This is a genomic window from Collinsella tanakaei, assembly GCF_016902615.1.
Classification (GTDB): domain Bacteria; phylum Actinomycetota; class Coriobacteriia; order Coriobacteriales; family Coriobacteriaceae; genus Collinsella; species Collinsella tanakaei_A.
On record NZ_JACJMB010000004.1, the window covers coordinates 56943 to 75503 of the forward strand.

Consider the following 18561-nt stretch of genomic DNA (forward strand, 5'->3'; position numbering starts at 1 on the left):
TCGAAACCCAGGGCCTGTAATCTACAATTCGTTCGTTGGGACAAAACGCCGGCGGCACGAGGCCGGCGTGATACGAAGGGAGCCCCTATGGCCGATACCGAGCTTACCAATCGATTCGGTACCATGGTCTTTTCGGAGGACGTGATGCGCAAGCGCCTGCCGAAAGACATCTACAAGCGCCTGGCCGCCACGATGGACCAGGGCGCGCCGCTCGATCTGGATGTGGCGAACGCCGTCGCGCACGCCATGAAGGAGTGGGCGATCGAGAACGGTGCCACCCATTTCGCGCATTGGTTCCAGCCCCTGTCGGGTATCACGTCCGAGAAGCACGACAGCTTCCTCGAGCCCAACCACGACGGCACGGCCATCACCAAGTTCACCGGCAAGAACCTCATCCAGGGCGAGCCGGACGCCTCGAGCTTCCCCAACGGCGGCCTGCGCGCCACCTTCGAGGCCCGCGGCTACACCGCCTGGGATCCCACGAGCCCCGCGTTCATCAAGGACGAGGTGCTGTGCATCCCCACCGCGTTTTGCGGCTACAACGGCGAGGCGCTCGACAAGAAGACGCCGCTGCTGCGCTCCATGAAGGTACTCGACACCCAGGCCAAGCGTGTGCTGGCGCTGTTCGGCAAGCACCCCAAGCGCGTCGTGCCCAACGTCGGCCTTGAGCAGGAGTACTTCTTGATCAAGAAGGATGCCTACCGCAAGCGCCGCGACCTCGTCATCTGCGGGCGCACCCTGTTCGGCGCCCCGCCCTGCAAGGGCCAGGAGCTCGAGGAGCACTACTTCGGCGCCATCCGCCCGTCGGTCTCCAAGTACATGAAGGCGCTCGACGACGAGCTGTGGGCGCTCGGCATCCCCGCCAAGACCAAGCACAACGAGGTCGCTCCCTGCCAGCACGAGCTCGCGCCCGTCTACACCGAGCTCAACGAGGGCATCGACAACAACATGCTCGTCATGGAGAAGATGAAGCTCGTGGCGTCGCGCTTCGACCTCACCTGCCTTCTGCACGAGAAGCCGTTCGAGGGCATCAACGGCTCCGGCAAGCACAACAACTGGTCGATCGGGACCGAGGAGGAGAACCTCATGGATCCCGGCGACACGCCGCTGGAGAACCTGCAGTTCGTGGTCTTCCTCACCGCGGTGATCGAGGCGGTCGACAAGTACCAGGACCTGCTGCGCATGTCCGTGGCGAGCTGCGGCAACGACCATCGTCTGGGCGCCAACGAGGCGCCTCCGGCGATCGTCTCCATCTTCTTGGGCGACCAGCTCACCGAGGTCGTGCAGAAGATCATGGACGGCAAGGCGTCCGTTCACGCCACGCACGGCGTGCTCGACCTGGGCGCCGACGTGCTGCCCAACCTGGAGCAGGACAACACCGACCGCAACCGCACCTCGCCGTTCGCCTTCACCGGCAACAAGTTCGAGTTCCGCGCCGTGGGCTCCGAGGCCAACCCGTCCGACTGCAACCTCGTGCTCGACACGGCGGTCGCCGAGTCGCTGAAGGAGTTCGCCGACGCGCTCGAGGGCACGCCCGCCGAAGACTTCCAGCAGGCCGCGCTCGAGTACTGCAAGAAGACGCTTAACGAGCACCGCCGCATCCTGTTCTCCGGCGACGGCTACTCCGAGGAGTGGACCGAGGAGGCCGAGCGCCGCGGCCTGGCAAACCTGCGCACTACGGCCGACGCCCTGCCCGCGATGGTCTCCGAGAAGAACCTCGCCCTGTGGACCGGCATGGGCGTGCTGTCCGAGACCGAGGCGTTCAGCCGCTACGAGGTGAAGCTCGAGAAGTACAACAAGCTCATGAACATCGAGGCCACCACGATGATCCGCGAGGCGCGCCGCACCTACCGCCCGGTCATCACCGCGTACGCCACCAAGGTCGCCAAGGGCTTGGAGGCCATCCGCGCCGCCGGTGCCGAGGCCGCCATGGAGTGCGAGCAGAACACGCTGAACAAGCTGTGCTACGGCATCACCGAGATCAACGATTCCATCAAGTCGCTCGATGCGGTGCACGCGAAGGCCGAGGGCCTGGTCGACGCGCAGGAGCAGGCGAACTGCTATGCGCACGAGGTCGCGCCCGCCATGGAGAAGCTGCGCGCCGCGGTCGACGCCATGGAGGAGATCGTCGCCGCCGACTACTGGCCGGTGCCGACCTACGACGACATTCTCTTCTACGTCTAAACCCGCCGTCGCATCCGATGCATGCACAGAGGGCTCCCGTGCGGGAGCCCTCTTTTTTTGGCTTGGTTGTCCTTGTCTCCCCTGGGGACGGGGCAGTTTGGAGACAAGGGCCGATGCGCGCCTACGCGCGCTCGATCACGAGCTTGCCCTGGCACCACACCTGGCGGATGTTGTCCGGCGTTGCGAGATACAGGATGCGCGCCAGCCTATCGGCCGGCTCGTTGAAGATGCCGAAGCCGGTGAGGTCGGCGAAGGCGCGGCGCGTATCGATGATCTGCGCGTCAAAGGCGCGCCCGACCTCGAAGGAGCCGGTCGGAAGGCCGAGGGCCTCGGCGCCGCCCTTCGTGGCGAGATAGAGGGCCTCGGGTGCGGAGATGCGCGCCGGGTAGCCCGCGCCGCGCCGGGTCGCGTCCACGAGCGCGTCGACGCCCTCTTCGAGCATGCGCGACGCCATGACCGCCTGGCGGATGTTGTCGTACATGCTCGGTGAGAACCCGCCGGAGATGTCGGTTCCCAGGCCGATGTGCACGCCGGCCTCGTGCATCCGACGGACCGGGCAGGCGCTGTTGGCGAAGTACGCGTTGGAGATGGGGCAGTGCGCCACGACGGTGCCCGTCTCGGCGAACAGGCGGGTGTCGCCTTCGCTCATGAACGTGCAGTGCGCCATGATCGACTTGGGCCCGAGCAGACCGAAGGAGGCGAGCGCCTCGGCATCCGTCTTCCCGAAGCGCTCGATGGCTACGCTGTGCTCCCATTCGCCCTCGTTGCAGTGCGACTGGATGTAGGCGTCCCGCGTCCGGGCGATCTCGCCCAGGCCGGCGAGGGCCTCGTCGGTGCAGCTGGGGATGAAGCGCGGGGTGACGGCTCCAAAGGCGCCGGCGAAGCGGGGGTCGTCGGCGCGCCGCGCGGCATCGAGTGCCGCCACGCGGTCGAGGAACGTCTCGGTGTCGGCGAGCGCCTGGTCAGGCGTCGCATCGCGGTAGAAGTCGTGGTTTGCTGCCGGGTCGTCCATCACGACCTTGCCCACGATGGCGCGCTGGCCCGCGTCGGCGCAGGCGCGCGAGACGGCGAAGCTGCCGTCCAGGTGCGCGCTCGCGAAGTAGAGCACCGTCGTGGTGCCGCGGGACAGGAAGGTGCGCGCGAGGTCGTGGCCCACGGCGTAGGCGAACTCGGCGTCGGCGAAGCGCGCTTCGAGCGGGAAGGTGCGCTCGTCGAGCCAGACGTTGAGCGGCTCGTCGAGAGCGACGCCGGCCTGGGGCCACTGCGGCGCGTGGACGTGCAGGTCCACGAAGCCGGGAAGGGCTACCTCGTTGGCCCCGAGCTCGAGATACGCCCCGGGCTCGGCGGCGCCTGCCGCACGCGCGGCGGCGACGCGCTGCTCGAAGTCGGCATCGCCCGCGCGCGTGATGCGGCAGATGGTGCCCGCATCGTCCAGCTCGACAAGAGCGTGCTCGAGCAGCTCGAACGCTCCGTAGGTCGGGGTGTGGAAGAACGATCCCAAGACCGCCTTCAGGTTCGCGATCGTAGTCATGGCAGGTCCTTTCGTGATCTGGGGGTCCGGGGTGCGCGAGCGGGATGCCGCCGCTGCGCCTCGGTCCTCTCAACTCAGGCTGAACGCTCGCGCTACCGCTCTGCGTGCGCCGAGGGGTCCTCGGGCAGCAGCAGATTGAGCACGACGGCGATGATGCCGCCGACGGCGGTGCCGCTGCTCACCAGGTACTGCAGCATGACCGGGAAGGCGGCCTTCACGTCGGCGGACAGCACGAGGCTCGCCACGGTGAAGATGAGCGACAGGCCGATGACGAGCATCTTCTTCTGGTCGAGCTTGGAGTTGACGATGATGCGCAGGCCGTTCACCACGAGGATCTGACACACCACGAGCAGCACGCCGCAGATGGCGGCCTCGGGCACCGAGGAGATGACGGCCATGAGCTTGGGGCACATGCCCAGTACGATCAGGATGACGCCGGCGCACATGACCACCGTGCGGCTCGCGACCTTGGTGATGGAGATGATGCCCGCGTTGGTGGAGTAGCCGGTGAGCGGGGTGCCGCCGAACAGCGAACCCACGAGGCACCCCAGGCCCTCGCCGATGACGGCGCGGTTCAGGCGCTCGTCGGTGAGCTCCTCGTTCGTGACGTCGCCCACCGTGAACCACACGCCGGTGGTCTCGATGAGCACGATGAAGTAGATGAACGTCATGAGGACGATGGAGGGGATATCGAAGACGGGCATGCCGAAGTGGAAGGGCAGGGGCATGCCGAACCAGTCGGCGGTCAGTACGCCGGAGAAGTCGAGGACGCCCACGAGGGCGGCGGCGACGCAGCCCACGGCGAGCGAGCACAGCACCGACAGGACGCTCACGAGGTGATGGCGGTAGCCGGTCTTGTAGGCGATGACGTTCATGATGATGAGGGTGATCATCGCGGCGAGACCAGGCGCGAGGTTCGCGGCGAGCCCGCCATCGATGCTGAAGACGCCGCCGGCGGCGGTGGGGGTGAGCGACAGGCCGACGATCACGATGATGAGGCCGCCGATATAGGGCGGGATGCAGCGGCGCACGATCTTGGCGAACAGCTTCGTGACGCCGAGCAGCACGAGGATGATGGCGCCGGGGATGATGCTGCCGACCATCATCGCCATGCCGCCGTTCGCGCCGATGGTCGCGAGCGCCGAGAGCGCCACGAAGCTCGCGCCCTGCACGACGGGTAGCTTGATGCCGAACCCCGTTTGGATGAGCGTGGCGATGCCCGCGGTGAAGAAGCAGATCTGGATGAGCTGGTTGGTGCCCGCCGTGTCGAGCCCGAGCATCGTCGCCAAGACGATGGGGCACACGTAGAGGTCCATTGCGAGCACATGCAGAAATGCGAGGCCCACCGCCTTGAGGGGCTCGACGCGGTCGTTGACGCCGAGCACGAGGTTGTTTTCCGTTGCCATGCGATTCCTTTCGATAGCGCGCGTACATGACTCCCTCAGCATAGCGGAGTATGCGCCCTTTCGGCGGCATCTGAGTGGGGCGACAGCGGAGATGTGCCATTGGGGCGGAAAGGGTGCGAGGGCCCGCGGCGGTCGCATGGGGTCGCCGGCCCTGCCGGATGCCGTGCGGCATCCGGCAGGGCCGGGTATACTCTCCTCGACGGGAATGCGGCGACTGCCGCTGGAAGGAGGTTTTCCATGAGGTTCGTTTTGTCCGGCGATTCCGATTGCCCGATCGCCCGCATCGCGCTCGGTTACGGTGAGTCCGTGAGGATCGAGAGCGGGAGCATGGTGTACTCGCGCGCCGTCGAGATCGCCGGCGGCCTGAACTCCCGGAAGAAGGGGCTGGGCGGTGTGCTCGGCGCCATCGGGCGCAGCATCACGAGCGGCGAGTCGATGTTCGTCACGACGGCGACCGGCACGGCGGATGGCGGCGAGATCGCCGTCGCACCTCCGATCCCCGGCAAGATCGTCGAGCTCACCGTCGACGCCTCTTCGCGCTACTGCCTGAATACCGGCGCGTTTCTCGCCTGCGACGGGACCGTCGACTACACGATGGTGAGCCAGGGCATCTCGAAGGCGCTGTTCGGCAACACCGGCGGCCTGTTCGTGATGGAGACGAACGGCGCGGGCAGCCTGCTGGTTTCGGCATTCGGCGACATCCTTGCGCTCGATGTCGTGCCGGCCGAGCCGCTCGTGGTCGACAACGAGCACGTCGTCGCTTGGGACGCGACGCTCGACTACCGCATCGAGGTCGCGAGCGGCATGTTCGGCTTCACGACGGGCGAGGGCCTCGTCAACACGTTCACGGGTGCCGGCCGGGTGTACATCCAGACGCGCAACCTGGCGAATCTGGCCCAGGCGATGCATCCCTACCTGCCCACCGCGTCGAACTAGAGGCTGCGCGGCGACCGGTCCGCGGCCGGGAAACAAAAAGGCCCGGCCACCGCGAGGATGGCCGGGCTTTCAGCTCGGATGGTGCCCCCAACGGGACTCGAACCCGTGTCGCCGCCTTGAAAGGGCGATGTCCTAACCGCTAGACGATGGGGACGGCGGAGTCGAGTATACCAGATTCGTCAGGGATGCAAACCGAGGGTGCACTTCTTCTGCACCGCTGCACAGACTGCGCGCAGCGCGAATGCGCGGTCCCCTATAATGGGCGGTGGTTCAGACCACCGCCCAGAGAGGATTGCCACATGAACGTACAGCAGCTCGCCCGAGCGGGCGTCTCGGTCGCCCTGCTCGCAGTCGCCGCGTGGGTGACGGTGCCGATCGGTCCGGTGCCCTTCACCCTGCAGACGATGGCGCTCGCCATCCTGCCCGCGGCGCTCGACCGCAAGACCGCGTGCGCGGCGGTGGCGGTTTACCTGCTGCTCGGGGCCATCGGGCTTCCGGTCTTCTCCGGCTTCGGCGGCGGCATCGCCTCGATCGCGGGCCCGACCGGCGGCTTTTTGTGGGGGTTCATGCTCGGCACGCTCGCCGGGACGACGGTCGAGTCGCTGCTTCCCGCGCGCGTGCCGCTGTTCGCGCGCTCCCTGGCGGCGAGCGCGACCATGCTCGCCGTAAGCTACGCCTGCGGCGCCGTCCAGCTCATGATCATCGGGTCGATGGACGCCGCGGCCGCGCTCGCGGTCGCCGTGCTGCCGTTCGTCATCCCGGATGCCGTGAAGCTCGCGGTCGGCACGAGCATCGGGTGCTCGGTCGCCCGCGCCACGGGCCATATCGCCCAGCACGCGTAGCGCGGGCGACGCGCACCGATATCGATACGGCTCCGTCTCGCTTGCCGAGGCGGAGCCGTTTTCGGTTCGGTGTGCCGCGGCAAAGGGGTCGCTACCGGCACGCCGCGCGCCGCGCGCCCGCGCGCTCGGCGGGGGACATGCGGGCGCGCGGGGTGTAGATGACCCGCGTGCGGCAGTAGTTGCAGCACAAATCGCAGCCGGCGCAGCGCTCGGGGTCGACGGTGTAGACCGGCGGCGCGAAGGAAAGCGCGGGGCACGCGGTGATCTGGAAGCAGCGATGGCAGCCAACACACATGTACGGGTCGACCTCCACGGGGTCGAGCGGGTGCGCCCGCTGCAGCTGCGTGCAGGGCGAGGCGAAGATGACGCCGTGCACGCCGGGGGTGTCCAGCAATCCGGCAAGCTCCTCGGCGCAGCGGGCGGCGTCGAAGGGGTCGAGCACCGCGACCGTATCGGCGCCGAGCTCGAGCATGCGCGCGCCGAGCTGCTCGATGGCCTCGCGCGCAAGGAAGCGCTTAGACGAGGCGAGGGCGGCGAGAATCGTCACCTCTCCCTCGCCGGCAAGGTTGCCGAAGCGCTCCGGCGCGTCGTCCGTGGCGATCTCGACATCGCTCGCAAGGTGCACGCAGACCGGGCGCGCCGGAGCCTCGGGCGCGCCGTCCGCGGGCACTTCCTGGCGGTACCGGGGAAGCAGCTTCTCCATCCCGCCGGGGCAGGTCGCCGCGGCGGGGTACATCTCGCCGGTGGCCGTGCAGCCGACATTGCCGCAGATCACGTGCCCGCGGCGACGGCGCGTGGCCTCCTTCAGGGCAAGGTAGGCGGCGCGATGCGGGCAGCCGGCGCACAGGATGCCGCGCTCAGGGCTATGCATGCGCCTCACCGCCTTTGTCGGCGGCCTCGGGGACATAGGGCTCGCGGCTCAAAAGCTCGATCTCGAAGTTGAGCGCGCAGCCTGCCATCGGATGGTTGAAATCGAAGATGGTGTCCCCGTCGTCCTCCACCTTGACCACGCGGGCGAGCTGCTGGTAGCCGTCGGAGTTCATGAGGTAGATCATCTCGCCGACCACGAGGTCGTCGTAGTTGGGGATCTGGATGGTGGGCATGTAGTACACGAGCGCCGCCGAGCGCTCGCCGTAGGCGTCCTTGGGCTCGAGATGGACCTTTTTGGTCTCGCCCGGCTCCATGGACATGACCGCCGCCTCGAATCCGGGCACCACCTCGTGGTTGCCCTCGACGAACGTGAGGGGCGTGCGCCCCCGTGTGGTGTCGAACACCTCTCCGTCATCGAAGCTGCCGGTATAGTGCACGGTCACGACATGCTTGAGAGAAAAATCAGCCACAGATACCGCCTCGGTCGGATGACCCCGCCGCCCGATGGGCAAAGGTCATGTATGGGCAAACATATGAACTGTAGCACGTCCGGGCGCATCCGGAGGGCCGGTCTGAGGCTTCCTACCCGATATCGACAGGGGTGCGTGCTGCCCGAGGCGGCGGCCGCCGCGTCCGCTAGAACCCGTAGCGCGCGGCGAAGCGCTCCGATGCGTCCTCGATGCCCTCGATCGATGCGGCCCAGCCGACGAAGTCGGGCGTGTCGACGATGATGCCATCGGCCTCCCAGACCGCCTGGTGCGTAAGCTCCCACGCCTCGCGCACGGGCGGGCGCACCGGCAGGTAGGGGGTCAGGTAGGTGGGGTTCAGCAGGAAAAACGCGCCGCCCTCGCACCGGGAGGAGAAGTCGCGCAGCGCGCGGCGCGCGTTCTTGCGGCGTCCGAGCTTGTAGAGCAGAAGCGTGCGCGCGAGCAGAAACCACGGGGAGTCCTCGACGGCGAGCGCGGGGTCGGCTTCGCGGACGCAGGCGAAAAAGCCGTCCTCGTCCTCCAGGCGGGCGAGTGCGAGCAGCACCGTGCCCACCGCGAAGTTCGTGTAGCCGCGGGCGCGCATGACGCGGCGCGCATACTGCGCCGCGGCGCGATACCGTGAGCTGGCGAGCGAGAGCTGCGCGATGGCCTCGAGCGTGTGCAGCCAGCCGATCATCGTCGGGTCGGTGCGGGTGCGCTCGGCCTCATCGATCCCCTCGAGCTTCTGGGGTGTCCAGAAGGCGGGCGCCTCGTCATCGAAAGCGGGCTGCGCGCGCAGGTGGTCGTGCACGCTGTCCTCGAGCTTCATGAGGTCGTTGAGGCAGGAATCGATGGGGACGTCGGCGAGCATGATGTCGAGCAGCTGCGCATCGACGCACAGCCTGTCGTCGCGCACGAGCTCGTGCAGCGCCAGGCGGGTCTGGCCGAACAGCTGCTCGCGCCGACGGTCGAACTCCTCGTCCGACAGGTCCTCCATGCGGTCGAGGGCGCGCATCATGCCCTCGTGGATCTTGGCGTAGGAGAGAAGCGCCCGCGCGTGCGGGGTCGTAGCGTACTGCGTCGGGTTGCGCGCGATCTGCTCGTGGACGAGTTCGCGGGCTGCGGCCGTGAGCTTTGCGTGCGAGGCCAGGTACTCGTGCTCGAGATAGGCGGGGATGTATTCACGCGGGTCCATCAGTTGTCCCCTCCCGTGTCCGCGTGCCCCACGGGGCCGGGGACGCGGCGCGTATGGTTCTGCAGGGCGCGGCGCACCAGCTCGTGATTGGCGATCCAGCTGGCAAACGACGCGTTGTCGGGGGCGCCGATGCCCTCCTGGAGCAGCGGCGTCGCCTCGCTGATCGCGAGGATGAGCTCATCTTGGCTCCCCGGCAGGATGTTCACGCGGGCAAAGAGACCCTCGGGAAACTCCGCCTGGTAGTAGAGCGCCTCCGCCGATTCGGGATAGGTGCGCATGAGCTGGTGGAGCACCCGGTCGGCGCCCTTGTAGTCAAACGAGCGGTACGCGGCGCTCATCTCGGCGATGAGCGTCCAGGCGTCGAGCGTTTTTTCGGCCATATGGTGCCGGCGGCGCAGGGGTCCTGCGGTCTGGTAGGAGATGGCGTGGCGCCGGCGGTACTGCTTGAGCTCGTCGGCCGTCGCCTCGAGCTTCGCCAGCGCGAGCATGCCGGTATGACGGATGCCACCGGGGTCGGCGGGCGCGTAGGCGAGGCTCTCCTCCACGACGTCGAGCGCCAAGCGGTACTGGCCGGCGATGAGCGCGTGGGAGGCCGTGGCGGCAAGCCAGCGCAGGTACGGACGGCGCGCGAGGTCGTCGGCGAACTCGCGGCTGTAGACGTCGTCGGCTGCCTCGATGGTGGCGATGAGGTCCTGCTCGATGGCCGCGCGGTTGTCGAGCAGGTAGCTCACGTAGGCGTCGTTGCTCGGGGCGTCGAGCGCCACGAGCATGCGGCGGGCGTCCCAGTTCGAGGCGTCGAGCTCGACGGCCTCGTGCAGGTGGTTTTCGGCAAGGGCTTCCTGGCGGTCGATCTGCGCCTCATCGGTCAGGAACGGGACGCGGTAGTCGAGGATCTCGGTCGCCTTGGCCATAAGGTGGAAGGAGCGGTCGCGGTCGCAGGCGATGAGCTGCGAGGGGTTCTCGCGGAAGCGCTCCATGGTGCGCTCGATGTAGGGAGCGTCATCGAGCGGGTAGATGCGGTCACGCCGCATCGATTCCAGGATGAGGCGCAGGCAGTCCTCTTGTATGGGGTCGAAGGCCATGGCGCCTCCTCTCGTCTCGAGATATAGATGCTATGCAGTGTAGCGCGCGGGCATGCGTCGCGTCTATGCAGCGGATATGGAACGCAAAAGGCGCCGCTACGAGAGCTGCGTGGCGTCCTGCTCGTCAGCGAGCACCTCGATGACGACGCCGTGCGGCAGGCACACGATCTGCTCGTCGACCGCATCGATCGGGTCATGGTCGACGCAGACCTGGTTCGAGCAGTCGGCGGAGGTGACGTCGACGGTGCCCTGCGAGATGCGCACGCGGTTTTCGCCGGCGGCCGTGCCGGGGGCGGAACCCGAGACCTCGACGGTGTAGGAGACGTCCGCCGAGAGGGGATCGGCGCGGTAGAACCCGTCGCTCGACTGGCAGACCACCACGGCCCCCGTCGGCTCGGCGCCGGTCGTGTTCGAGACGACGAACCAGATGCCGAAGGCCGCCAGCAGCGCGGCGATCATGATGATGTCAGCACGCACGGTGCGTTTCATACGGTCCTTTCGTCGACCTGCGGCATTTAGGCCATACATTGTCGCATATCACGCAGGTGCGTTCATGTCGACGAGATCGCTGCCGTTACCGCGGCATGAAAAAGGTCAAAATCGACACCATACAACGCACATGTCTATGAACATTCGGTTACAAAACCGCTAGAATAGCTATGTCTGCAGACACGGTTCACAGACGGCCGCACCCGGGTGCGCCCGCGGTGCGAATGTGGTCCTACGCGGGGCCGAAAGGCGACCCCGCAGTCACTGCGCCGCGCTGTTCGGCGCACGAACTTTTGGAGGCACAAAATGGGACGTTTTACTAATCCTCGCGATCTGTATTACGGTGAGGGCGCCCGCCATGAGGTGAAGAACCTCAAGGGCTCCCGCGCCATGATCGTCACCGGCGGCGGCTCCATGCGTCGCGGCGGCTTCCTGCAGGACGTCGAGGCTGACCTCAAGGAGGCCGGTTTCGAGGTCCAGATCTTCGAGGGCGTCGAGTCCGATCCCTCCGTCGAGACCGTCAAGCGCGGCGCGGCTGCCATGACCGAGTTCCAGCCCGACTGGATCGTCGCCATCGGCGGCGGTTCGCCGATCGATGCCGCCAAGGCCATGTGGCTGTTCTACGAGTATCCGGAGGAGACGTTCGAGGAGGCTATCGTCCCGTTCAGCTTCCCGACCCTGCGCACGAAGGCTAAGTTCTGCGCCATCGCCTCCACCTCCGGTACCGCGACCGAGGTCACGGCCTTCTCCGTCATCACCGATTACGAGAAGGGCATCAAGTACCCGCTGGCCGACTTCAACATCACCCCTGATATCGCCATCGTCGACCCCGAGCTCACCTACACCATGCCGCAGAAGCTCTGCGCCCACACCGGCATGGACGCGCTGACCCACGCCATCGAGGCCTACGTCTCCACCGCGAGCTCCATGTTCACCGACGCCAACGCGCTGCACGCCATCCGCGAGATCGTCGAGTGGCTGCCGAAGTCCTATACGGGCGACCATGAGGCCCGTCAGCACATGCATGAGGCCCAGTGCATCGCCGGTATCGCCTTCTCCTCCGGCCTGCTCGGCATCGTGCACTCCATGGCCCACAAGACCGGTGCCGCCTTCACCGGCGACCACATCATCCACGGTTGCGCCAACGCCATGTACCTCGGCAAGGTCATCCAGTTCAACGCCAAGGACGCGCGCGCCAAGAGCCGCTACGCCTACATCGCCAAGGAGGTCCTGCACCTCGAGGGTGAGACCGAGGACGAGCTCGTGGCCGCTCTCGTCCAGGAGATCCGTGACCTCAATGACAAGCTCGACATCCCGCAGGGCATCAAGAACTACGGCAAGGGCGGCGTGAAGGCCGAGGAGTCCATCATCGACTACGCCGAGTTCGAGGCCAAGAAGTCCGATGTGGCTGCCAACGCCATCCTCGACGCCTGCACCGGCTCCAACCCGCGCCAGCCGACCCAGGAGGAGATGGAGAAGCTCCTCGAGTGCGTCTACAACGATCAGGACGTCGACTTCTAATCTGCTTGGCTGGGCACGTGCTTCTACCGGAAGGCCCTCGGGGATGTCCTCGAGGGCCTTCTTGTTTTTGTGTTTGTCTGGCACATAGCGCCTGTCTGTGACATCCCATCACAGACGGTTTTGGAGATAATCCCTAAACCCGGGAAGGGCAAACGCGAATATGCCGGGACGGGTCTCCTCGATCACGCCAGCTTCGAGCAGGCGCTTCTTGTAGGTAGATATATAGCTTGAGCTGCGTCCAAGCCGCTCGGCAAGCACGGATCTATCCGTGATTACCTCATCTGCTGCCATTGCTTGAAGAAACGCGATGTCGCCCTTTGAGAGTTCTGCTATCGTGGCGTCGAACACGCGGTGCTCAAGCTCCTCCTGAGCTAAGCGAATACCACGACGCATCGATTCAATGCCGATAACATCGTCTGTCCCCGTTGCGTTCCATGCGCGGTATCCCACAAGTTGCAGCATGAACGGGAAGCCATCGATGGCATTGACCGCTTCTTGCAGCGCCCCATCATCGATATGCTTGCCGCCCGACTCAACGGTGAGCCGAAATGTCTCTTCTACTTCATAGCGGGGAATCGGGCCAAGATTATGGCGTGCGGCTCGGCGCAGAAACGATGTTGCGCGACCGGAAAGCAGCCGGGACACGCGATGCGGCAGTCCCGCCATGAGCAGCATCGTGCGCTTGCCCTCTTCGACAAAATGCTGGTATGTGGTGATGAGCTGCACCATCTCTTCAAACTCTGGGTCGACTTCGTCCACACAGATGATGATGCCCGTTTCAGTGTTTTCTAGGGTGGAGAACAACTCGTTCATGCGCGTTCTCCAGTTTGCGGGCGCTTCCCGTGCAGTTTCCCAGTACACGCCGCCAAGCGGAGCAATCTCGATGCCGCTGAGATGCCGTGCTGCCTGGCTATCCAAAAGATGGGCTGCCGACTCATGCAGCCGTTGCACGATATCTTCGAGCATGCCTGGTGCTGCGGTGACTCGTGCGGATATCCAGCCTTGTTGTTCAGCCTCATTCGCGAGATAGGTGAGCAGTGAGGTTTTTCCCGTTCCGCGTGCGCCCACGAAAAGAGAACAGATATCAGGACTGTTGCCGTTCGAGACAAGCGCAGCGGCAATGTCGTGTATGACTTGTTCGCGCCCCGCCATAAAGGGAGGCACTTTCCCGAATACCGGGGTGAACGGATTGGCACGCACGGTCTCTTCGAATGTCATAACCACTCCTCTCTTATGTGCCAGTATACCCAGAGTCGTTAATCTCTTTGATTTCTGTTGACTTTTTTGATTTGCGTTGATTTACTTTGAACGCTGTCGGTATGAGACGCCACTTCTGAGTTTTCCGCTCATCATGGGTATGGCATCAGATCAGCTGCGGAGAAAGCCGAACAATTGTTATTGACACATCGCCGGGCTGCCTGCTAGACTTCATTAGTCTAAAATCGCGTGGACTTTTCTGGGCGAACTTGTCACCTTTTGCCACGCAACCGAGGGAATCGGTTGCGTGGCTTTTTCATGTCGTGGCAACACGCCGGCATGCGCTTCCGACCGATCTCTTGGATGTCAGCGGGGATCGGCCCCATCGAATGATGGGCAGAAAGGGGAGCGTTATGGAACAGATAGCGTGCAAACAGGGCGTGCAGGCGAAGGGGAGCCATCGGCAGCTTGTAGCGGCGCTACAGGTGTTTGCCGGCGGCGCGTGCTACGGAGCAATGGCCACCACCTACAAGCTCGCCTATGCGTCCGGATTCACCTCGAGCCAGGTCGTCGCAAGCCAGGCGTGGTTCGGCTGCCTCTTTTTTGCCCTCGCGTTTGGAATCCATTGTGCGCGCGGTGGCCAGTGGGAGCGCATCGGCATCAAGCGGGGGCTGAAGCTGATGGGACTCGGCGCGCTTACCTGTCTTACCTCCATTTTGTACTGCTACGCCATGAGTGTGCTGCCCGCGCCAGTTGCCCTTACCTTGCTGTTCCAGTTCACCTGGATGGGCCTCATCTGGCAGACCATCATGACGCGCCGTGCGCCCAAAGCCCTAGAAGTTGTTTCCGCTCTGGTCATCTTGTGCGGGACGGTGTTCGCGAGCGGCGTCTACAAGACCGGCCTTGCGGGCTATGACCCGATCGCGCTGCTCTGTGCGCTCGGCGCCGCGGTGAGCTGCTCGCTGTTCGTCACGCTGTCCGGCCGCGTGAAGGTCGAGTGCTCCAACGAACAGCGCGGCATGATCGTCTGTGCCGGCTCGATCGCGATGTCGCTTACCGTTTGCCCCGACTACATCATCTCCGGCGTGCTCGCCCAAGGCATCCTGCCCTTTGCGGTGATTGCGGGCTTTTTCGGCCTGCTCTGCCCGGTGTTGCTCTTCGGCCTGGGGACGCCTTATCTGCCCGCGGGCCTCTCCACCGTCATGGCGGCCGCCGAGCTTCCGGCGGGCCTTCTGATCGCCATGATCGTGCTCGGCGAGCCCTTGGGCGTCATCGAGTGGCTGGGCGTGGCGGTCATCCTGTTCGGTGTGTGCCTGGCGCAGGTGCCCGGCTTGCTCCAGGGCCGTATGGTCGCGGTCGAACAGTAGCGGACATCGCATATTCGGTCAGATAGGCGAGAAGCGGCCCAAGTGTGCTGTTGTGCGGGCGCCTTCGAGATTGCTTCGTTTACGTATGAAGGCAGCGTGCGCCCGCAACGAGGGCGTGCGACCGATAGATAGGAGGAACCATGCCGTTTCCCGAAGGCTTCCTGTGGGGAGGCGCCACTGCTGCGAACCAGTGCGAGGGGGCGTATGACGAAGGCGGGCGCGGGCTCGCCAACGTCGACGTCATCCCTCACGGTCCAGAGCGAAACGATGTGAGTCGCGGTTTGCGCCGCATGCTCGATTTTGAGCCCGGGTACTACTACCCGGCTCAGACGGGCATCGATTTCTACCATCATTATCGCGAGGATATCGAGCTGTTCGCCGAGATGGGCTTCAAGGTCTTCCGCCTCTCGATCGCGTGGACCCGCATCTTCCCGCACGGCGATGAGGAGACGCCCAATGAGGAGGGTCTCGCTTTCTATGAGGATGTGTTTCGCTGTTGCCGCGCACACGGGATCGAGCCGCTCGTTACCATCACGCATTTCGATTGTCCCATCCATCTCGTGAAGGAGTACGGCGCTTGGCGCAACCGCAAGCTGATCGACTTCTACAAGAAGCTCGTGCGCGTGCTCTTCACCCGCTACAAGGGCTTGGTGCGTTGGTGGATCACGTTCAACGAGATGAACATGATCTTGCATCGTCCGTTTATGGGTGCGGGTATCGTGCTCGAGCCGGGCGAGAATCCGCTTGCGGCGGAGTATCGCGCTGCGCACAACGAGCTTGTGGCAAGTGCGTGGGCGGTGAAGATCGCGCACGAGATCGACCCGGAAAACAAGGTGGGCTGCATGCTCGCCGCGGGTAGCTACTTCCCTACTCCTGCAGGCCTGAGGACGTGCGTGCCGCCCAGCTCAAAAATCAAGAGAACTATTTCTTTGTCGATGTTCAGAGCCGCGGGTACTACCCGGGCTACGCGGCCAAGTTCCTCGAGCACGAGGGCATCGACGTCGGAATGACGGACGAGGACGAGAAGATCCTGGCGGAAAACACCGTCGACTTCATCTCGTTTTCCTATTACTCGTCGCGCTGCATTGCGGGCGACCCTTCTATCGCCGGCGGCGTGGCGGAGGGCAACGCCTTTGCGGGCGTGGAGAACCCGTTCGTCCGCACGAGCGACTGGGGCTGGATCATCGACCCCCTGGGCTTCCGCATCACCATCAACGATTTGTGGGACCGCTACCAAAAGCCGCTGTTCGTGGTGGAAAACGGCCTGGGCGCCTACGACGAGGTGAAGCCGGACGGCTCCATCGACGACGACTATCGCATCGAGTACCTGCGCGAGCACATCGAGGCCATGCGCGACGCCATCGAGGAGGACGGCGTCAAGATGCTCGGCTACACCACGTGGGGCCCGATCGATCTGGTGAGCGCGGGCTCGGGCGAGATGGAGAAGCGCTACGGCTTTATCTACGTCGACCGCGACAACCAGGGCAGCGGCACCCTCGCGCGCAGCAAGAAGAAGAGTTTTAGCTGGTACAAGCAGGTCATCGCAACAAACGGCGAGGATCTGGGCTAGGGGCTCATACGGGTCGCAGGCATCCTGCGGCCCGCAGCATCGATTTCTTAAGGAGGGACCATGGCAGGTAAGTACGACGATCTGGCGCGCGCCATAGTCGACAACGTCGGCGGTCGCGACAACATCACGAGCGTGGCGCACTGCATCACGCGCGTGCGCTTCAAGCTGAAAGACGAGAGTAAGGCCAACAAGGATGCCATCGAGGCGCTCCCGAGTGTCATCCAGGTGATTCAGGCAAACGGTCAGTACCAGGTGGTCGTGGGCAACATCGTGGAGGACGTCCACGCCGCGGTGCTCGAGGTGAGCGGTCTTGCCGACGGCGGTGCCGTCGAGACCGACGAGGGCCAGCCGGGCGAGAAGAAGACGGCGGCATCGGTGATCATCGACCTCATCTCCGGCATCTTCCAGCCGATCTTGGGGCCGCTTGCAGCTGCGGGCATCATGAAGGGCCTGCTCGCGCTTATCACCTTCTTCATCCCCGAGTTTGCAAACGACGGCCTCTACACCCTTCTGTACACGGTGGCGGACGGCTTTTTCTACTTCCTGCCCGTGGCACTCGCCTACAGCGCGGCGCGCAAGTTCCGCATGAATGAGTTCACCGGCGTCGCCATCGGCGTGGCGTTGCTGTACCCCACCATGGTGGCGCTGACCTCGGGCGAGGTCCTCGGAAGCATCGATCTGGGCGTCGCCGGCACGTTTTCGTGGTATGCCACGGCGCTCGGCATCCCCATCATCATGCCGGCCTCGGGCTATGCGAGTTCGGTCATCCCGGTGCTGCTCATGGTGTGGTTCGGTTCTCTGGTCGAGCGTTGGCTCAAGAGCTGGATGCCCGCAGCAATCAAGATGTTCCTCGTGCCGCTTTGCACCATGACGCTGGCAATCGTGCTCGGTTATCTCGTCATCGGTCCTGTGGCAACGCTTATCACCAATCTGCTGAGCGCAGCGTTCTCCTTCATCTTCGAGTTGCCGATTGTCGGCTCCGTGTTCGGTAGCGCGCTGGTGGGCGGCCTGTGGATGTGCCTTGTCATCTTCGGTTTCCACTGGAGTCTCATCCCGATCTCCATCATGAACCTCAACACCATCGGGCACGACTACGTGCTGGCGGCCACCATCGCTCATGGTTTTGCTCTTGGTGCAGTGGTTTTTGCGATGTATCTCAAGAATAGGGATGAGAAGTTCCGCGGCATTGCCCTGCCCGCCATGGTATCGGCCTTCTTCTTTGGCGTGACGGAGCCGGCGATCTACGGTGTGGCGCTGCCCAACAAGCGGGCGCTCGTGGTGGCATGCCTGAGCTCAGCGGTAGGCGGTGCCATCGTGGGCGCTACCGGCGCGTTCATGTTCATCTCGGGCGGTCTGGGCGTCTTCAACTGGTTGAACTTCATCGACGAGACGCCCGGTGGATACGGCATCTCGATGATGCTCTGTGCGATTATCGCCTCGCTCGTGGCGGCCGTGCTGGCCTTCGTCGTCGAATTCGTCACGTACAAGCCCGAGGAAAAGTAAGGCAGTTTCGTCCAATCGAGTGTGGGGGTCCGACGCGCGATAGGCCGCTTCTGCCAAGTGCGTCTTCCCATACCGAGCGGTGCCCTTTCGAGCAGGGGAGGAGGGGCGCCGCTCGGCTTTTTCGACTTCAAGAACCTTCTGCTCCGTTTGAGCTGCGTTTATGTGGAGGTGTCGAAGGTGGGTCTTCCCACATGGAGACGCGCCTACCCGCCATTATCTCCACCTCCGGCACCGCGACCGAGGTCACCGGTTCTCCGTCATCACCGACTACGAGAAGGGTATCAAGCACCCGCCAGCCGACCCAGGGGGAGATGGAGAAGCTCCTCGAGTGCGTCTACAACGATCAGGACGTCGACTTCTAAGTCACGCGGCAAAACCAAGCCATCAAAGAGCCCTCGCCC

General features: G+C 64.7%; 15 protein-coding genes, 1 tRNA gene and 1 pseudogene. 8 read left to right on the top strand and 9 right to left on the bottom strand.

What is annotated here, in order from left to right:
• The first annotated feature begins 87 nt into the window (after nucleotides 1–87).
• Nucleotides 88–2184 (top strand): glutamine synthetase III, encoded by a 2097-nt coding sequence (locus H6A21_RS02345; RefSeq protein WP_204559985.1) that lies wholly within the window; start codon nucleotides 88–90, stop codon nucleotides 2182–2184.
• Nucleotides 2185–2305: 121 nt separating this feature from the next.
• Here H6A21_RS02345 and H6A21_RS02350 read toward each other — a convergent pair whose 3' ends face one another.
• Both H6A21_RS02350 and H6A21_RS02355 read right to left on the bottom strand, forming a co-directional pair.
• A complete protein-coding gene (locus H6A21_RS02350) occupies nucleotides 2306–3715 on the bottom strand; it encodes an amidohydrolase family protein (protein ID WP_204559986.1) in 1410 nt (469 codons plus the stop codon).
• A 92-nt stretch (nucleotides 3716–3807) separates the two neighbouring features.
• Nucleotides 3808–5121 carry a uracil-xanthine permease family protein gene (locus H6A21_RS02355; protein WP_204559987.1) on the bottom strand — a complete coding sequence of 438 codons (1314 nt, stop codon included), beginning with the start codon at nucleotides 5119–5121 and terminating at the stop codon, nucleotides 3808–3810.
• 237 nt (nucleotides 5122–5358) lie between these two features.
• On the opposite strand from H6A21_RS02355, the gene H6A21_RS02360 reads away from it, so the two are divergent.
• Nucleotides 5359–6057 (top strand): TIGR00266 family protein, encoded by a 699-nt coding sequence (locus H6A21_RS02360; protein WP_204559988.1) that lies wholly within the window; start codon nucleotides 5359–5361, stop codon nucleotides 6055–6057.
• 79 nt (nucleotides 6058–6136) lie between these two features.
• Here the strand turns inward: H6A21_RS02360 and H6A21_RS02365 are convergent.
• Nucleotides 6137–6211, bottom strand: a tRNA-Glu gene (locus tag H6A21_RS02365).
• A gap of 145 nt (nucleotides 6212–6356) precedes the next feature.
• Between H6A21_RS02365 and H6A21_RS02370 the strand changes: the two genes are divergently transcribed.
• On the top strand, nucleotides 6357–6899 hold the full coding sequence (locus H6A21_RS02370; RefSeq protein ID WP_204559989.1) for a biotin transporter BioY: 543 nt from the start codon (nucleotides 6357–6359) through the stop codon (nucleotides 6897–6899).
• Nucleotides 6900–6990: 91 nt separating this feature from the next.
• Here the strand turns inward: H6A21_RS02370 and H6A21_RS02375 are convergent, their stop codons facing one another.
• From H6A21_RS02375 to H6A21_RS02395, 5 genes are all read right to left on the bottom strand, one after another.
• Nucleotides 6991–7770, bottom strand: a complete 780-nt coding sequence (locus H6A21_RS02375) for a hypothetical protein (RefSeq protein WP_204559990.1) — start codon at nucleotides 7768–7770, stop codon at nucleotides 6991–6993.
• Nucleotides 7763–8239 carry an FKBP-type peptidyl-prolyl cis-trans isomerase gene (locus tag H6A21_RS02380; RefSeq protein WP_204559991.1) on the bottom strand — a complete coding sequence of 159 codons (477 nt, stop codon included), beginning with the start codon at nucleotides 8237–8239 and terminating at the stop codon, nucleotides 7763–7765. Before H6A21_RS02380 ends, H6A21_RS02375 begins: the two co-directional genes overlap by 8 nt.
• Nucleotides 8240–8405: 166 nt before the next feature.
• Nucleotides 8406–9431 (bottom strand): hypothetical protein, encoded by a 1026-nt coding sequence (locus tag H6A21_RS02385; RefSeq protein WP_204559992.1) that lies wholly within the window; start codon nucleotides 9429–9431, stop codon nucleotides 8406–8408.
• Nucleotides 9431–10513, bottom strand: coding sequence for a hypothetical protein (locus H6A21_RS02390; RefSeq protein ID WP_204559993.1), 1083 nt, complete (start codon nucleotides 10511–10513; stop codon nucleotides 9431–9433). Before H6A21_RS02390 ends, H6A21_RS02385 begins: the two co-directional genes overlap by 1 nt.
• Before the next feature lie 96 nt (nucleotides 10514–10609).
• Nucleotides 10610–11002, bottom strand: a complete 393-nt coding sequence (locus H6A21_RS02395) for a NusG domain II-containing protein (protein WP_204559994.1) — start codon at nucleotides 11000–11002, stop codon at nucleotides 10610–10612.
• A 306-nt stretch (nucleotides 11003–11308) separates the two neighbouring features.
• Between H6A21_RS02395 and H6A21_RS02400 the strand changes: the two genes are divergently transcribed.
• Complete coding sequence (locus tag H6A21_RS02400) at nucleotides 11309–12523, top strand: iron-containing alcohol dehydrogenase (RefSeq protein WP_204559995.1); 1215 nt, start codon at nucleotides 11309–11311, stop codon at nucleotides 12521–12523.
• Between the two features lie 108 nt (nucleotides 12524–12631).
• On the opposite strand, the gene H6A21_RS02405 is transcribed toward H6A21_RS02400, so the two are convergent.
• Nucleotides 12632–13741: an AAA family ATPase gene (locus H6A21_RS02405; protein WP_204559996.1), complete on the bottom strand. Its 1110-nt coding sequence runs from the start codon at nucleotides 13739–13741 to the stop codon at nucleotides 12632–12634.
• Nucleotides 13742–14133: 392 nt separating this feature from the next.
• On the opposite strand from H6A21_RS02405, the gene H6A21_RS02410 reads away from it, so the two are divergent.
• The 4 genes and pseudogenes from H6A21_RS02410 (at nucleotide 14134) to H6A21_RS02425 (ending at nucleotide 18522) form a co-directional block, all read left to right on the top strand.
• Complete coding sequence (locus H6A21_RS02410; RefSeq protein WP_204559997.1) at nucleotides 14134–15087, top strand: DMT family transporter; 954 nt, start codon at nucleotides 14134–14136, stop codon at nucleotides 15085–15087.
• Nucleotides 15088–15227: 140 nt separating this feature from the next.
• Nucleotides 15228–16657 (top strand): annotated as a pseudogene (locus tag H6A21_RS02415) (6-phospho-beta-glucosidase).
• Between the two features lie 60 nt (nucleotides 16658–16717).
• Nucleotides 16718–18160, top strand: coding sequence for a PTS transporter subunit EIIC (locus tag H6A21_RS02420; protein WP_204559998.1), 1443 nt, complete (start codon nucleotides 16718–16720; stop codon nucleotides 18158–18160).
• Between the two features lie 191 nt (nucleotides 18161–18351).
• Nucleotides 18352–18522 carry a hypothetical protein gene (locus tag H6A21_RS02425; protein WP_204559999.1) on the top strand — a complete coding sequence of 57 codons (171 nt, stop codon included), beginning with the start codon at nucleotides 18352–18354 and terminating at the stop codon, nucleotides 18520–18522.
• The last annotated feature ends 39 nt before the right edge of the window (nucleotides 18523–18561 follow it).

What these genes read in the sequence shown, in the direction of transcription:
- H6A21_RS02345 (WP_204559985.1), top strand. Translation starts at nt 88, where the DNA reads ATGGCCGATACCGAGCTTACCAATCGATTCGGTACCATGGTCTTTTCG.
- H6A21_RS02350 (WP_204559986.1), bottom strand. Translation starts at nt 3,715, where the DNA reads ATGACTACGATCGCGAACCTGAAGGCGGTCTTGGGATCGTTCTTCCAC.
- H6A21_RS02355 (WP_204559987.1), bottom strand. Translation starts at nt 5,121, where the DNA reads ATGGCAACGGAAAACAACCTCGTGCTCGGCGTCAACGACCGCGTCGAG.
- H6A21_RS02360 (WP_204559988.1), top strand. Translation starts at nt 5,359, where the DNA reads ATGAGGTTCGTTTTGTCCGGCGATTCCGATTGCCCGATCGCCCGCATC.
- H6A21_RS02370 (WP_204559989.1), top strand. Translation starts at nt 6,357, where the DNA reads ATGAACGTACAGCAGCTCGCCCGAGCGGGCGTCTCGGTCGCCCTGCTC.
- H6A21_RS02375 (WP_204559990.1), bottom strand. Translation starts at nt 7,770, where the DNA reads ATGCATAGCCCTGAGCGCGGCATCCTGTGCGCCGGCTGCCCGCATCGC.
- H6A21_RS02385 (WP_204559992.1), bottom strand. Translation starts at nt 9,431, where the DNA reads ATGGACCCGCGTGAATACATCCCCGCCTATCTCGAGCACGAGTACCTG.
- H6A21_RS02390 (WP_204559993.1), bottom strand. Translation starts at nt 10,513, where the DNA reads ATGGCCTTCGACCCCATACAAGAGGACTGCCTGCGCCTCATCCTGGAA.
- H6A21_RS02395 (WP_204559994.1), bottom strand. Translation starts at nt 11,002, where the DNA reads ATGAAACGCACCGTGCGTGCTGACATCATCATGATCGCCGCGCTGCTG.
- H6A21_RS02400 (WP_204559995.1), top strand. Translation starts at nt 11,309, where the DNA reads ATGGGACGTTTTACTAATCCTCGCGATCTGTATTACGGTGAGGGCGCC.
- H6A21_RS02405 (WP_204559996.1), bottom strand. Translation starts at nt 13,741, where the DNA reads ATGACATTCGAAGAGACCGTGCGTGCCAATCCGTTCACCCCGGTATTC.
- H6A21_RS02410 (WP_204559997.1), top strand. Translation starts at nt 14,134, where the DNA reads ATGGAACAGATAGCGTGCAAACAGGGCGTGCAGGCGAAGGGGAGCCAT.
- H6A21_RS02420 (WP_204559998.1), top strand. Translation starts at nt 16,718, where the DNA reads ATGGCAGGTAAGTACGACGATCTGGCGCGCGCCATAGTCGACAACGTC.
- H6A21_RS02425 (WP_204559999.1), top strand. Translation starts at nt 18,352, where the DNA reads ATGGAGACGCGCCTACCCGCCATTATCTCCACCTCCGGCACCGCGACC.